Genomic DNA, 13746 nt, shown 5'->3' with positions numbered 1-13746 from the left:
GGTGCGGATATTTTGCCTTGGCAGAAACACCAAGTAAGTTCAAAGAATTTGATGAATGGATTAGACGAAGGCTTCGGATGTGTTTGTGGAAAGAATGGAAAACCCCGAAAACAAGAATTCGGAAACTCAGAGGATTAGGGGTTCCAAGCCATAAGGGCACTCGAATGGGGCAATACACGCAAGAAATATTGGCGGATTGCCTGCAGTCCCATTCTACACAAAACCCTCGACAACTCCTATTGGAAGCGTCGAGGGTTAAGAAGTCTATTCGAAAGATATCAAGCACTACGTCATACTTAATTGAACCGCCGTATACTGAGCGGTACGTACGGTGGTGTGAGAGGTCGGGGGTTAGTCACCCCATCCTACTCGATTAAGAGAATTTTTAAATAAGGAAAGTTTAACTAACACCAAGATGAAAATAGCCCACTCTTATGATACTTAAAATCCACTATGATTAATATAATGAAATTAGTTAATTAAATGGGTTTGCGTGGTGACAAGTATGAGAACTTATATTGTCATGCTTCTTCAATTTATTATTTGGAGCGGGTATACTTTAATTGAATGGTTATCCAAGCATGATCTACTTATATATAAGGTAATTATGTTTTTTGTATTTTTTTATTTGGCATTTATTATCGGTAATCAAATAATTAAATCTTTATCCAAAACACTTTTTATAACAAATGTAAGCCTTGTCCTTTATACTTCCATTCATTTTACCCTTGCTCGTTTAATAAATTAATAATCGAAATCAGGGATTTTATTTTCTTGGATAAAAGTACATGATTCTTTCGTTGAATAAATGAAGTTCTGCTTTAAGTTTCTTAGCAATAAATTTGCAAAATTCGTTTGCCTTGCCCTTATCTCCAAAAGTAGATTGCTCTGGAAGGGTAACCTGGATATATACCTGTTCTCTTTCCTCACCTTCTTCATTCCGAACGATTTCTTTATCTACACCTATTAAAATCGCATAGTAACGTTCATGGTCAGATTTTAAATAAAACCATTTATCTTTTCCTTCTTCAGGATCTTTAACAACATATGGAAAGGCAGCGTTTTCATACGGCCAGTTAGTTTGATCTCCTGTTTTTTCAGTAATATTTTTATAATAATAAATTAAATCTTTTACTTCCTCGATTGTAATCGTCTGTTTTGCAGATGAAGGCACAAGCTTGATATACGCATTTTGAGCCATCATCCATCCCCCCCTCAAAGACTATTTAATATTCCCATATTTATTCTAGCATTGACTAAAAAGTAATGACAACTTATATAAAATATTTATCAAAGCAAACAATCCTATATAAAAAGGCAAAAATCTTTTCAATTAATTAAATGTGACATACAAATTAGACTTGAAAAAATAAATGTGTTATATTATTATTAAATCAAGGATTGATAAAACGTTTTCATCCGGCTTATTATTTAATTGAAAAGGGGATAGTATGATGGGTACACTTGTATGCCAAACTTGTAACTCCACTATTGGTCATTTTGAAGATGAAAAAGTAACAGTCCTTTATACTAAAGGAAACTGCTGTTGTGAACACAAAAAAGAAGAAAAACAATAATATGTTTATATAATAAAGAAACAGGATTCCAACTTCGGAATCCTGTATTTTTTATTGGATCGCTTTATATTCTTTTATTACACGTATGGTCTTTAATTCATCGTCTTCAGGTCCTTGAACAGGGAGGCCTGCTTCAAGGTTTTCTTTAATGTAGTGAAGGTTTTCTTTTGTAATTATTTCTCCAGGTATGAAAATCGGAATTCCTGGTGGGTAAACCATAACAAATTCTGCGATGATTCTTCCTTCTGATTCTTCAAATGGAATGACTTCCGTTTCAGAATAAAAAGCATCCCTCGGTGTCAAAGCCAGCACAGGAATTTCTGGAAGTAGTACTTCAACCGGTTCGATTTTTTCGGCTCGGTGATCAAATTCATTGGATAGTTCTTTTAAAGCATTAACTAATAGATCAGCTTCATATTCTGTATCACCAAAAGTTATGATACAAAGAATATTATAAAGGTCTGACAATTCAACCTCGATATTGTGCTTTTCTCGTAGCCATTTTTCAACTTCGTATCCTGTAAGTCCCAAGTCTTTTACAGAAATAATCAACTTTGTCGGGTCATAATCAAATATTGCTTTTGAATCTAAAATCTCTTCTCCTGCGCAATATAGATGATCAATTTCATTAATTCTTTTGCGGATAGATTGAGCCAACCGAATAGTTCTGTCGATTAATGCTTCTCCCTTTTGAACTAATTGTTTACGTGCCACATCAAGAGATGCTAATAATAGATAGGATGTCGATGTTGTAGTTAGCATACTCAAGATAGATTGAACATGTTTTGGTGAGACAAGGCCTTCTTTGACATTAAGGATCGAACTTTGAGTCATTGAACCGCCAAGTTTGTGAACACTTGTTGCAGCCATATCAGCACCCGCTTGCATAGCTGATAGTGGTAGATCTTTATGAAAATGAATATGAACACCATGAGCTTCATCAACAAGTACAGGAACATTATAAGAATGGGCAATTTCAACAATTTTTTTTAGATCGGCAGAGATGCCGAAATAGGTTGGGTTAATAACCAAAACGCCCTTTGCATCAGGATGCTGTTCAAGAGCTTTTTCAACAGACTCTGGTGTGATACCATGTGAAATACCTAGTTTTCTGTCTATTTCCGGATGAATGAATACAGGTATAGCGCCGGAAAATACGATGGCTGACATAACAGATTTGTGCACATTTCTTGGAACGATAATTTTATCTCCAGGTCCGCAAACAGCCATTACCATCGTCATTATGGCACCGCTTGTACCTTGAACAGAGAAAAATGTGTAATCAGCATTAAATGCTTCAGCGGCTAATTCCTGGGCTTGTTTGATCATACCTTTCGGATGATGTAAATCATCAAGCGGTCCAATATTTATTAGATCTATGGAGAGGGCATTATCACCAATGAATTCACGAAACTCAGGATCAATTCCAGCTCCTTTTTTATGGCCGGGAATATGGAATTGTATTGGGTTTCTTTCTGCGTGTTTTTTTAACCCACTAAATAATGGAGTTTGATTTTGAGACAATTTGTATCCACACCTCTTATATTCAAAATAATCTTATAAAAATACATAAAAATTTATAAAACAAATGAATTATAGCACTATTTGCTTTGATTGCCTAGAATAATTTTAAATTTATTTTCGTCAAAATTAGTTTTTCAAAATAACAGGAAATTTACCCTTTAAAAAAGAAATAACAATTTATATATTTAAGGAGGGATCGAACTTGAATTGGCAGACAAGAGTTACAAAAATTCTTAACATTAAATATCCGATTATCCAAGGAGGATTGGCTTATTTAGCTTATTCTGAGTTGGCTGCTGCAGTTTCTAATGCAGGCGGCCTTGGTCAAATTACAGCTATGTCATTATCAAGCCCAGAGCTTCTACGAGAAGAAATTAAGAAAGTGAAAAAGTTAACAAATAAGCCGTTTGGAGTAAATTTTGCGATTGGCCAGCATGGAAGGTCATTTGCGGATTTTTTACAAGTAGCAATCGAGGAGGAAGTACCGGTTATTTCCATGACAGGTGGTAATCCAGCTCCAATTTTTGATCAGTTAAAGGGAGTTGACGTAAAAAAGCTTGTTTTAGTAGCTGCACGGAGACAAGCAGTAAAAGCAGAACAACTGGGAGCAGATGCAGTTATGGTGGTCGGCCAAGAAGGAGGAGGGCATCTAGGACGCGATGATATTGGAACAATGGTTTTAATTCCTCAAGTTGTCGATGCAGTTTCAATCCCAGTTATTGCTTCAGGGGGCATTGGCGATGGTAGAGGTTTAATGGCTGCGCTTAGTTTAGGAGCGGAAGGGATTGAAATGGGTACGAGATTTATTGCAACGAAGGAATGTGTTCACGCAAATGATGTTTATAAAAATGCCTTAGTCTCCGGTTCTGAATCGGATACGGTTGTTATTAAACGTTCTCTTGGTGCACCTGCTAGAGCAATTGCTAATAACTGGACAAAGAAAATACTTGAGATTGAAAAGTCTGGTGGAGACTATGAAAAGCTCAAGGATTATATTAGCGGAACTGCAAATAGAAGATACATATATGATGGTGCGGTTGACGAAGGATTTGCTTGGGCAGGTCAAGTAATGGGGCTTATTAAGGACATCCCTTCTGTTTCAGAACTGTTTCAACGTATGATTTCAGAAGCGGAACAAATTCGTTCAAAATGGGCAAAGTAATGATGTTTATTTCAAGAGAAAGGATGATACGATGGATTATCAATATCCAATCGATTATAGCTGGAGTACGAAAGAAATTATTGATGTTATTTCATTCTTTGAAAAAATCGAAAAGGCCTATGAATCAGGAATTGAACGTGATGAATTGATAAATGCATATCGACGATTTAAGGAAATCGTACCGAGTAAAGCAGAAGAAAAAACGGTATGTAGGGAATTTGAAGAAGTTAGTGGTTATTCTTCGTATCTGGTAGTTAAAAAAGCGAAAGAGGCCAATCCAGGCGATAAAATTGTGATGAAATCATAAAAAGCTCCTAAAAAGGAGCTTTTTATAATGAATATTTCGTGCGAATTTATAAAGAAGTACTGTTTTTTGAAAAACTTATTTATATTTTGTAAAAGACCTTCCGTACCTAATCGGATGGCATCGTCACTGTCAATTTTATAGCCGCATAAAAGTTCAGCTTTTTTAAATTTTTGAAGCCTATCAAATATTGCTATTAAGTCCTCCTTTTAATTTGACCATGCTTAATGGTCTTTGGCTTCGTATAATCAACAGACCAATCAAAATCCTTTGGAACCTCATTTAAAATAATGGCTCCTTTTTTGGTGAACATTTCCCCAATTTCCTCCTATTGAGATGCTTCATGATTACTGCAAACCAAAGGAATAAGTGTGTATGCCACAATCCAATTTGAAAATGGGAAACATTTTATAGCCACGAGGATTGTTTGAGATAGCAACCCATGTAAGTTTTGTTCACAAAATACAATAGCTAGAAATCTTGATTTCATAGGGGAATATGAAAAAAATGATTTAATAGGTAGAACAAAAATACAGTTCTCACTTTATTCGGCAATTTTCAATATAAAGTTCAATATTTGTTTAAGGTATATTTAAATGGCCATGTAAATATGAATAGAATGAAGGAAATATATCGGGGGGGGGGGTTATAGTATGAACGGGGATCATACACCTTTGCATGCTGACACCGGTGTTACATCTGGAATGTTTGTTGAGCGCTCTTTATATGAAATTCGTTTTTGGGCTAGGATCATGAAAGAACATTCTTTATTTCTTCGATTGGGTTTTAGAGCAGAAGATACACAACTAATTCAAGAGGCTAATCAATTTTATCACTTATTTGAACAGATCGAACAAACTGCGCATTCCTTTAATAATCAGGCAGACCCCGAACAAATAAGAAGATTTAATTCAGAGGTTCAACAAGCTGCAACTAATATTTTCGTATTTAAACGGAAAGTATTGGGACTAATTCTCACATGCCAATTGCCAGGGGCAAATAATTTTCCATTATTAGTTGACCATATTAGTAGGGAAGCTAATTATTTTAGAAAAAGACTAATTGAATTAAATGAAGGAAAATTACAATCGCTTCCAGATGCCATTATTAAAGAAAATGTCTTCTTTTTAAGGATTATGGCAGACCATGCCAAATTTATTGGTCATCTACTTGACCCGTCAGAAAGGAAACTAGTTGATTTAGCACGGAATTTCAGCCATGATTTTGATCAATTACTGTATCAAGCAAGGGACTTAGAATCTATGAGGCCACAGTCACTAACGGTTCCTCTTTTAGATCAATTCCTTGATCAAAATCGCGTGTCGGTCGTATCTCTAAGGGATTTCAAGAAAACTGCCCGTGATTTAATTGAGCAATGTAAAATTAAGAGCATTATTCATCCTCTATTAGCAGACCATGTTTTCCGGGAAGCTGATAGGTTCCTAGAAATCATTGATATGTTTGAAGCACATCTTACAGGCGGTGCCCGATAACGCGTCAATCATCCAAAAATTAAAAATGCTTGGATAGAATATTTATTTCTAACCAAGCGTTTTTGTGTATAAAAATAACAGGTACCGCTTTTATTTTGTAGATCACTTCGATTTCGATTGCTTCGTCTTCCCGTTTATAATCAAATCGTTCAATCAACTTCTCGAAGCCTTCGTTCTTTCCACGGGACGAAAGATTTCCTTCGAATAAATCCATCAAATCAATTTCAGAGCAACGCTTCCTTCGTTCTTTTTTCTTCACTTCGTTAATGAATTCATTCGATTGGGATCATCGTTCAACTTCTTTTTCCGCCGCTTTCATTTTTTGTTCTACGGCTTTTTTCTTTTTTCGAATTCCTTTCAGTTAATCATTCCGTCGATAAATAATTTCTTTATCCTTTCAACTCGTTGGCCTGCTTTTTCGATCGCTTCCATTTGTAGGGCATTCAACGCCTTATTGCCCCCATTTTTGCGTTTTGGGGCGTTCTGGGTCTTATTGAACAACCTTGCTGCAAAGTCTTCCATATCTACCCGTAACGCCTTTAAAATGATGTCTTCGGAACACCTTGACTCTTGTTGTAAAGGTGAATCCCCGTCGGGAAAAAGAATATGTCGGCACTTTTTCAAATTAATACGATTCTTCGGGTCACGCTACCACGATATTCCGTGACCATTAAAGGTACACTTTGAGATTCTCGATAGAATGTATTCACCTTTTCGGTCACGGTGCGGAACAAGACGAGTTTCTTCTAGCCGTTAAACTATATACCAGTGTTGTTCCCCGGTCTTCAACGGTTCATGCTGCCCATTACCTTGATAATCTTTGATGGGTCGTTTTCACGATCATGTTACCGATTACCCGTCGAAATTTACCGTGAAACACATATCCAAGATGAAATTCATGTTTTAAAAGACTTGCCGTTTTGGGAATTTGAGATATATGCTCTTTTTAATACGGATTCTGACTTAGCTAATATTGAGACTGTATTTTCCAATATGAAAAAATATCTAAATTATGAAACAAAAGAACAGCTAAAATTACATGTACTTGATGATTTTCTTAACTATTCATAATATAACTAAAACTACGTTAAACTATAATAAAATATAACACAAAAGCGTTCAAAGCACGGTTGACGTACATATAAAAGAAATTTATCTTGACGGAAAAACATGGAGCGTTTCAAAGGTTCAATTCATGGATAAATAAAATGGCAAACAAAAAAGCGTCCGAACCCGTTTCAGTATAACGGGGGAAGACGCTTTTCTTTTATTTATAGGCAAGTTTATACAATGGAATAAGAGTTTCAAAGGTTTCCTTTGCAATATTCATGAATGCGTTGCCGTCCGACAAGATTGGGTCATTTGCGTCAATATGTCGTCCAATCAAGAATTCAGCTTTTTTGACGTCACGAAAACGTTCAAGTGCGGCTTTCAAATCGATTTCCTTCATTGATATAGCTTCTTTTTTCGTATGATCAAGTGAAACGACGAAATCATTTGGAACAGTCTTTTTTATTGTCGGCAAGTTCTTCAAAAATGTCTTTGCAATTTCGGTCTTGTTAGGCAATTCATAAATGAACGCCAACCAAATAAAAACATGGTCGTCAAACAATCCAATTTGAAAATGCGGGTGTTGTTTATAACCTCTTTTATTTGAAGCAATCGCCAACCAAGTATCTTTCGGGGGGTTTACAGTTCGACGGGCGTGTTTAGCTATATGTAAAAACATTTCTCGACCAAGACTAGCGGAAAGGTCATCCGTCAATGAATGACCAATGATTCGGAACTTTGGTCGAATACGCTCTTCGATTGCCTGCATTCGTGCTTCAAGACCTTCTATATTAAACGTATCAAAATCGTGCTCCGTGAATCCTTCAAATTGCATTGGTTTTCCCTCTTTTCATAGGTGTATTTTGTGAAAAAGCATGTATCTTTTGGTTGATTAACGGTTCTTATTGCATGCTTTGTGAAATGAATGCATTTCATCACCAGTTAATGCATGTTAAAGAAGGGGCAAAATAGTCGCCCAAGATTTGTAGTTTAGGACGTATAGTACTTTTAATTGCTTTCATTCTTTCTTCTAATCCATTGATGAGAAAGACATCGAAATCTTGTTAATCTAAAATCTTGAAACTCCATTATGAACCTCCATTGTACCAATTTTAAAGACATTTTAGCATAATGCCATTTATTAAAGAAATTTGTTGCACAACTAGGTTTATGCACATATTTGTTCCAACATAGAAAAATTTCACATATTATACAGTAAAAAATGAATGAGTGAATGAGATGAATTCTTACCGGGGAGGGGGAGTTAATATGAAACAATTAGTAAATACATCACTTAAAAAAGTATCTGAAAAACAAAGAACTGCTGTATTAAGATTGGAAATGGATTATGAATTAGCGGTCTTATTTGAGGCAATTGAAGAAAAGAATGAGAAAAAAATCCAAGATAGCAAACAAAAATTGGAGAAAATTCGTCAAGAATTATTACGATTAAAGGCATTTTGATCAGTACTGTAGTTAATCGATCTAAGGAGTTTTATGGGGGAATGAAACGAAAAAGAAAGGTAAGGATATAAAACGAACTCCAAAAAAACGGGGGAGTTCGTTTATTATTGCGAGTAAAAGACAACCTCTTGAAGAGTAATAAGTTGATGTCTGATATATATTTGATTAAGCTATAGGTAAGTACATTCATATATTTACTAAGTTTTAACTAAATATATTAAGTACATATGAGTTTATAGTGTAAATTGGTTAATAACGGACATATATGGAGGAATTTTTATGATTTGGGAAACTATATATTCCCATGCTAAGGAATGGGTAAAAGAAGCAGGAATAAATATTCGTCAATCATTTGATAAAACATTGGATATTCAAACGAAGTCCAATCAAAATGATCTAGTTACCAACATTGATAAAGAGACAGAACAATTTATTATTAGCAAAATAAAAGAGCATTACCCGAATCATAAAATTATGGGGGAAGAAGGATTTGGAGATGAATTGGCCAGTCTGGAAGGGATCGTTTGGATCATTGACCCTATTGATGGAACCATGAATTTTGTTCATCAGCAACGAAACTTTGCCATTTCTATCGGCGTTTATGAGAATGGTGTGGGTAAGATTGGAATTGTTTATGATGTAGTTCATGATGAAATGTATCATGCTTTTAAAGGAAGAGGAGCTTATCTTAATAACAAGAAAATGCCTAAGCTGGAAACTGCTTCGATCAGCGAAGCTATTATTGCATTAAATGCTACATGGGTTATGCCAAACCACCGCATTGATCATCATTTGATGATTCCTTTAGTAAGAGATGCCAGAGGGACAAGATCATATGGAACCGCAGCACTGGAAATGGTATATGTTGCAGCTGGAAGAGTGGATGCTTACATATCTTTACGATTATCTCCATGGGATTTTGCTGGTGGAGCGGTAATTGTAGAGGAACTCGGAGGAATCGTAACAAATTTAAGAGGGGAAAAATTAAATTATTTAAACAAAGACTCATTACTTGTTGCCAAACCAGGTTTGCATAAGACAATTATTGAAGAATATTTAAAAAATGGAGAATGGTAAAAATCTACAAAAATGTCTAGTTTGAGTTCTTGCCCATTAAAACTTAAGCCATCCCCTTTCAAGTATACGTTTGTACTTTGGGGGATGGCTTAAGTTTTTTCTAAACTATATATGGAAGGAGGTCATACGCCGCTTACCAGGGCGCTTTCGCTTTTCTTATAGCTTTCCTTCTTTGCGCATGCGCTTTTTGGTTTTAAAACCTAGCCCTATAACGATGATTCCAGCGACTATAGAAATGAATACGCCAATAAGACTTTTTTCGGCTATTGCTACCCCAATTCCCATAATGCAAACCGCAGCTAAAATTGCATAAATGAGTAATGGCCATTTTACTTTGCTCATTTTTTTACCCCTTACAATAAATATAACTTCATTCTACATAAAATACTTCTAGGTTTCCACTAGTATTATGGTATAATGTTTTAGTTGTAATTGAGAAACTAAAATGTAATTCTTTATTTGTATAGAAGTATAGGAGTTGGAGTTTTTGAAATCAAGAACTGATATTAGAAATATTGCGATCATTGCACACGTCGATCATGGGAAAACAACATTAGTGGATCAGTTATTAAAGCAAGCAGGGACGTTCCGTTCAAATGAATATGTTGAGGAACGTGCTATGGATTCAAACGACTTGGAAAGAGAACGAGGAATCACCATTCTTGCTAAAAATACCGCCATTCAATATAAGGATACAAAGATTAACATATTGGATACTCCTGGGCATGCTGACTTTGGAGGAGAAGTTGAACGAATAATGAGAATGGTGGATGGGGTCCTTCTTGTAGTCGATGCTTATGAAGGATGTATGCCACAAACCCGTTTTGTACTCAAAAAAGCATTAGAACAAAACCTTACCCCAATTGTGGTAGTAAATAAGATTGATCGAGATTTTGCTCGCCCTAAAGAAGTGGTTGATGAAGTAATTGACTTATTTATTGAACTCGATGCATCAGAAGAACAGCTAGAGTTTCCGGTTATTTATGCTTCAGCAATAAACGGTACGGCAAGTCTCAACCCTGAAAAACAAGAAGAAAACATGCAACCGTTATATGATGCCATTATAGAACATATACCGGCTCCAATTGATAATAGAGAAGAACCTCTTCAATTTCAAGTAGCTCTTTTGGATTATAATGATTATGTTGGTAGAATTGGAATTGGTAGGGTGTTCCGCGGTACAATGAAAGTCGGTCAGCAGGTTGCATTAATGAAATTAGACGGATCCATTAAACAGTTCCGAGTTACAAAAATCTTTGGATTCTTCGGCTTAAAACGTCAAGAAATTCAAGAAGCAATGGCTGGTGATTTAGTAGCCGTTTCTGGTATGGAGGATATTAATGTTGGGGAAACTGTATGCCCTGTTGATCATCAAGAGGCCCTTCCAGTACTTAGGATCGACGAACCTACCCTTCAAATGACATTCGCTGTTAATAACAGTCCGTTTGCAGGTCGTGAAGGGAAGTATGTAACAGCTAGAAAAATTGAGGAAAGACTACGTGCTCAATTACAAACGGATGTCAGCCTTCGCGTTGAAAATACTGATTCACCTGATGCCTGGATTGTTTCTGGACGCGGTGAATTGCATCTTTCCATCTTAATTGAAAATATGCGCCGTGAGGGGTATGAACTGCAAGTTTCAAAACCAGAAGTGATTGTTAAAGAAATTGATGGCGTACGCTGTGAACCGATTGAAAGAGTACAAATAGATATACCTGAAGAGTATACAGGTGCGGTGATGGAATCATTGGGTGCACGTAAGGGCGAGCTTCTTGATATGAATAATAATGGAACTGGACAAGTTCGATTAATATTTAATGTACCTGCTAGAGGTTTGATTGGTTATACAACTGAATTTTTAACACTTACACGCGGGTATGGGATTATCAATCATTCTTTTGACAGCTATCAGCCTATGGCTCCAGGACAAGTTGGTGGAAGACGTCAGGGTGTTCTTGTTTCTATGGAAACCGGAAAAGCTACCACATATGGTATAATGCAGGTTGAGGACCGTGGTACTATTTTCGTTGAACCTGGAACAGAAATTTACGAAGGAATGATCGTTGGAGAACATACGCGTGAAAATGATTTAACTGTAAATATAACTAAGGTAAAGCATGCCACGAATGTTCGTTCTGCCACTAAAGATCAAACTACGGTGATTAAAAAGCCGCGTATCATGACGCTTGAAGAGTCATTGGAATATTTAAATGAAGATGAATATTGTGAAGTCACTCCTCAATCTATTCGTCTAAGAAAGAAAATCTTAGATAAGAATGAACGCGAACGATTGGCGAAAAAGAAAAAATATGCAGAAATGAACAAGTAATGATCCTATTAGGGTATTAGGTAAAGGAGGGGTTACACGTGGATATTGCAGAAAGACTTACATTTTTTCCTGCTCTATATAAAGTAATTGAACAGCCTAAAGTTGGGATGTGGCTGCTCTATCTGACAATAACAGCTTTATCTGTCCTTGTTTATAAACTTGGTTTTGCCAAAAAACTCCCGCTTGGAAAATCAATTATTATTTATATATTTTTAATTCTGGGTAGTACGATGCTTACTTTCCTTGGAATCTTTTTGCCTATTGCGGAAGGCCTTGTAGTCGCTGCGTTGATTTTAATCATTTATAAAATCCGTTTATGGCAATCGAAAAAAACGCGGACTGAAGCAAATTCACGGGGGTAATGAGGATGAGATCCTTGCAGGATGTTCTTTATAATTGGCTAACCATTAAAGTTGTCCACGATGCTCGTCCGAATGATACGGCTGCAAAAGAAACATGTACCCATTTTGAAGCGGTATTGTCATCACAATTTCATGTTTCTAATATTCAGATTACCAAAGATGAAGTGATGTATTACCTTTCATTTCAGCATAATGGGGAGCAGAAAAATACTCGCTTTCCAAGAGATCTAATTGAGGTTATGTTAACGCAAATCAATCTAGAACCAGAAAAATACGAGAACTATCCGTTAGTTGAAGAATAAAAAAACCCGCTTATGTATGACTGTTGATTACATAAGCGGGTTTCCTTTTTACCATTCTTGATCCTCTGTTTTGGGCCGATTAAAGCGAAAATTTCCAGTTGCTATTCGCAAGTTTGTTTTTTCTGCTATACGATCATTACATTGTTTACACATATATGTATGGATGGGACGGTTACGTAAACGTTTGGCAATAAGTGATTCATCATCAATCGATTCGATTTTATCACATAATACACATTTAACTTTCATACTTCACCTCTTCAACCTTGCCATTATAAAAGTTATTATACCATGAAAATTGACGCAACATCTGTTTAAGTTGAGGAATAATTGGGATAGTAGTAATATGAGAATATCTGTTAATTCATTGTGTATAAGTATGTGAAAGGGGCTGTTAATGCATGGCTAATCAAGTGGAACAAGGTCTAATAAAGCCATTATATGATGCAATGCAAAAAGAAAGATTTGTGACATTAGCCACTATAGATCACCAAACAGGTGGACCTAATGTGAGTGCAATTTCTTGGGTACTGGCAAAAGACGAAAATACAATCTATTTTGCTGTAGATAATCGTTCTCGAATTATTGAGAATATTAATAAAAATAACTTAGTGGTTATAAATATTATTGCTAATGAGTCTACGTATTCAATTCAAGGTGAAGCAAGAGTAAAAGAAGAAAGAATGAACGAAGTTCCGTTAAAGCTAGCTTTAGTGGAAGTTACCATTAAAGAAGTAAGAGATGTTATGTTTTATGGTTCAAAAATAGTGCAGGAAGTTCAGTATGAAAAGACATATGATAAAAATGCTGCTGAAAAGCTCGATAGACAAGTCATGGATGCAATGAAAAAAGCTTAGTTTCGACTAAGCTTTTTATCATGTGCGCCCGGCATGGGTGTAATCTATAGGGTGAAAGTCCCGAGCTGCGAAGGCAGAAGTAGCAGTTAGCTTAACGCAAGGGTGTCCGTGGTGACGCGGAATCTGAAGGAAGCGAGCGGCAAACTTCCGGTCTGAGGAACACGAACTTCATATGAGGCTAGGTATCACTGGGTGAGTTTGCATGACAAAACAAAGCCCTTTCTGCCGAAGGTGATACAGAGTAA

The 13746-nt window shown here is 36.0% G+C and carries 18 protein-coding genes and 2 pseudogenes; 12 read left to right on the top strand and 8 right to left on the bottom strand.

Annotated elements, in window-relative coordinates; genetic code table 11:
• Positions 1-300, top strand: a pseudogene (locus GZA11_RS14890) (group II intron maturase-specific domain-containing protein); the annotation flags it as partial.
• 205 nt (positions 301-505) lie between these two features.
• Positions 506-748, top strand: a complete 243-nt coding sequence (locus GZA11_RS14885) for a hypothetical protein (RefSeq protein WP_163184295.1) — start codon at positions 506-508, stop codon at positions 746-748.
• 18 nt (positions 749-766) lie between these two features.
• Here the strand turns inward: GZA11_RS14885 and GZA11_RS14880 are convergent, their stop codons facing one another.
• Positions 767-1201, bottom strand: coding sequence for a DUF1885 family protein (locus GZA11_RS14880; protein ID WP_200878204.1), 435 nt, complete (start codon positions 1199-1201; stop codon positions 767-769).
• A gap of 253 nt (positions 1202-1454) precedes the next feature.
• Between GZA11_RS14880 and GZA11_RS14875 the strand changes: the two genes are divergently transcribed.
• Complete coding sequence (locus tag GZA11_RS14875; protein WP_038540689.1) at positions 1455-1577, top strand: GapA-binding peptide SR1P; 123 nt, start codon at positions 1455-1457, stop codon at positions 1575-1577.
• Positions 1578-1628: 51 nt separating this feature from the next.
• On the opposite strand, the gene GZA11_RS14870 is transcribed toward GZA11_RS14875, so the two are convergent.
• Positions 1629-3101 carry an aminotransferase class I/II-fold pyridoxal phosphate-dependent enzyme gene (locus GZA11_RS14870; protein WP_038540692.1) on the bottom strand — a complete coding sequence of 491 codons (1473 nt, stop codon included), beginning with the start codon at positions 3099-3101 and terminating at the stop codon, positions 1629-1631.
• A gap of 202 nt (positions 3102-3303) precedes the next feature.
• Here GZA11_RS14870 and GZA11_RS14865 point away from each other — a divergent pair, with 202 nt between their 5' ends.
• Complete coding sequence (locus tag GZA11_RS14865) at positions 3304-4263, top strand: NAD(P)H-dependent flavin oxidoreductase (RefSeq protein ID WP_163184294.1); 960 nt, start codon at positions 3304-3306, stop codon at positions 4261-4263.
• A 31-nt stretch (positions 4264-4294) separates the two neighbouring features.
• Positions 4295-4570 (top strand): UPF0223 family protein, encoded by a 276-nt coding sequence (locus GZA11_RS14860; protein WP_038540700.1) that lies wholly within the window; start codon positions 4295-4297, stop codon positions 4568-4570.
• A 279-nt stretch (positions 4571-4849) separates the two neighbouring features.
• Here GZA11_RS14860 and GZA11_RS16935 read toward each other — a convergent pair whose 3' ends face one another.
• On the bottom strand, positions 4850-4951 hold the full coding sequence (locus tag GZA11_RS16935; RefSeq protein ID WP_328822054.1) for a hypothetical protein: 102 nt from the start codon (positions 4949-4951) through the stop codon (positions 4850-4852).
• A gap of 269 nt (positions 4952-5220) precedes the next feature.
• Here GZA11_RS16935 and GZA11_RS14845 point away from each other — a divergent pair, with 269 nt between their 5' ends.
• Entirely contained in the window at positions 5221-6060 is an 840-nt protein-coding gene (locus GZA11_RS14845) for a DUF2935 domain-containing protein (RefSeq protein ID WP_038540703.1), read from the top strand.
• Between the two features lie 19 nt (positions 6061-6079).
• On the opposite strand, the gene GZA11_RS14840 is transcribed toward GZA11_RS14845, so the two are convergent.
• From GZA11_RS14840 to GZA11_RS16805, 3 genes and pseudogenes are all read right to left on the bottom strand, one after another.
• Complete coding sequence (locus GZA11_RS14840; RefSeq protein WP_163184293.1) at positions 6080-6319, bottom strand: hypothetical protein; 240 nt, start codon at positions 6317-6319, stop codon at positions 6080-6082.
• A 1008-nt stretch (positions 6320-7327) separates the two neighbouring features.
• Complete coding sequence (locus GZA11_RS14835; RefSeq protein ID WP_163184292.1) at positions 7328-7945, bottom strand: YktB family protein; 618 nt, start codon at positions 7943-7945, stop codon at positions 7328-7330.
• 100 nt (positions 7946-8045) lie between these two features.
• A pseudogene (locus GZA11_RS16805) lies at positions 8046-8162 on the bottom strand (DUF1054 family protein); the annotation flags it as partial.
• Between the two features lie 217 nt (positions 8163-8379).
• On the opposite strand from GZA11_RS16805, the gene GZA11_RS14825 reads away from it, so the two are divergent.
• Both GZA11_RS14825 and GZA11_RS14820 read left to right on the top strand, forming a co-directional pair.
• Positions 8380-8574 (top strand): hypothetical protein, encoded by a 195-nt coding sequence (locus GZA11_RS14825; protein WP_038540710.1) that lies wholly within the window; start codon positions 8380-8382, stop codon positions 8572-8574.
• A 279-nt stretch (positions 8575-8853) separates the two neighbouring features.
• On the top strand, positions 8854-9651 hold the full coding sequence (locus GZA11_RS14820; RefSeq protein WP_163184291.1) for an inositol monophosphatase family protein: 798 nt from the start codon (positions 8854-8856) through the stop codon (positions 9649-9651).
• Positions 9652-9807: 156 nt separating this feature from the next.
• On the opposite strand, the gene GZA11_RS14815 is transcribed toward GZA11_RS14820, so the two are convergent.
• Positions 9808-9993 (bottom strand): YlaF family protein, encoded by a 186-nt coding sequence (locus tag GZA11_RS14815; protein ID WP_163184290.1) that lies wholly within the window; start codon positions 9991-9993, stop codon positions 9808-9810.
• A gap of 145 nt (positions 9994-10138) precedes the next feature.
• Between GZA11_RS14815 and typA the strand changes: the two genes are divergently transcribed.
• From typA to GZA11_RS14800, 3 genes are read left to right on the top strand one after another with little or no spacing between them, the layout of a single operon-like run.
• Positions 10139-11980: a translational GTPase TypA gene (gene typA, locus GZA11_RS14810; protein ID WP_038540719.1), complete on the top strand. Its 1842-nt coding sequence runs from the start codon at positions 10139-10141 to the stop codon at positions 11978-11980.
• 38 nt (positions 11981-12018) lie between these two features.
• Complete coding sequence (locus GZA11_RS14805) at positions 12019-12342, top strand: YlaH-like family protein (RefSeq protein WP_038540721.1); 324 nt, start codon at positions 12019-12021, stop codon at positions 12340-12342.
• Positions 12343-12347: 5 nt separating this feature from the next.
• On the top strand, positions 12348-12644 hold the full coding sequence (locus GZA11_RS14800) for a hypothetical protein (protein WP_038540724.1): 297 nt from the start codon (positions 12348-12350) through the stop codon (positions 12642-12644).
• Positions 12645-12692: 48 nt separating this feature from the next.
• Here GZA11_RS14800 and GZA11_RS14795 read toward each other — a convergent pair whose 3' ends face one another.
• A complete protein-coding gene (locus tag GZA11_RS14795) occupies positions 12693-12893 on the bottom strand; it encodes a YlaI family protein (protein WP_038540727.1) in 201 nt (66 codons plus the stop codon).
• A 152-nt stretch (positions 12894-13045) separates the two neighbouring features.
• Between GZA11_RS14795 and GZA11_RS14790 the strand changes: the two genes are divergently transcribed.
• Complete coding sequence (locus GZA11_RS14790; protein ID WP_038540730.1) at positions 13046-13501, top strand: pyridoxamine 5'-phosphate oxidase family protein; 456 nt, start codon at positions 13046-13048, stop codon at positions 13499-13501.
• Positions 13502-13746 lie beyond the last annotated feature (245 nt).

Source organism: Neobacillus sedimentimangrovi (assembly GCF_010614825.1).
In the GTDB taxonomy this organism is placed as follows: Bacteria; Bacillota; Bacilli; order Bacillales; family Cytobacillaceae; genus Neobacillus; species Neobacillus thermocopriae.
Note: the sequence above shows the minus strand (reverse complement) of the source record. Positions and strands in the feature narration are given on the sequence as shown.

Excerpts from the sequence above, each read along its gene's own strand:
- GZA11_RS14820 (WP_163184291.1), top strand. The coding sequence starts at position 8,854 with ATGATTTGGGAAACTATATATTCCCATGCTAAGGAATGGGTAAAAGAA.
- GZA11_RS14860 (WP_038540700.1), top strand. The coding sequence starts at position 4,295 with ATGGATTATCAATATCCAATCGATTATAGCTGGAGTACGAAAGAAATT.
- GZA11_RS14835 (WP_163184292.1), bottom strand. The coding sequence starts at position 7,945 with ATGCAATTTGAAGGATTCACGGAGCACGATTTTGATACGTTTAATATA.
- GZA11_RS14845 (WP_038540703.1), top strand. The coding sequence starts at position 5,221 with ATGAACGGGGATCATACACCTTTGCATGCTGACACCGGTGTTACATCT.
- GZA11_RS14885 (WP_163184295.1), top strand. The coding sequence starts at position 506 with ATGAGAACTTATATTGTCATGCTTCTTCAATTTATTATTTGGAGCGGG.
- GZA11_RS14790 (WP_038540730.1), top strand. The coding sequence starts at position 13,046 with ATGGCTAATCAAGTGGAACAAGGTCTAATAAAGCCATTATATGATGCA.
- GZA11_RS14795 (WP_038540727.1), bottom strand. The coding sequence starts at position 12,893 with ATGAAAGTTAAATGTGTATTATGTGATAAAATCGAATCGATTGATGAT.
- GZA11_RS14825 (WP_038540710.1), top strand. The coding sequence starts at position 8,380 with ATGAAACAATTAGTAAATACATCACTTAAAAAAGTATCTGAAAAACAA.
- GZA11_RS14875 (WP_038540689.1), top strand. The coding sequence starts at position 1,455 with ATGGGTACACTTGTATGCCAAACTTGTAACTCCACTATTGGTCATTTT.
- GZA11_RS14800 (WP_038540724.1), top strand. The coding sequence starts at position 12,348 with ATGAGATCCTTGCAGGATGTTCTTTATAATTGGCTAACCATTAAAGTT.
- GZA11_RS14880 (WP_200878204.1), bottom strand. The coding sequence starts at position 1,201 with ATGGCTCAAAATGCGTATATCAAGCTTGTGCCTTCATCTGCAAAACAG.
- GZA11_RS14815 (WP_163184290.1), bottom strand. The coding sequence starts at position 9,993 with ATGAGCAAAGTAAAATGGCCATTACTCATTTATGCAATTTTAGCTGCG.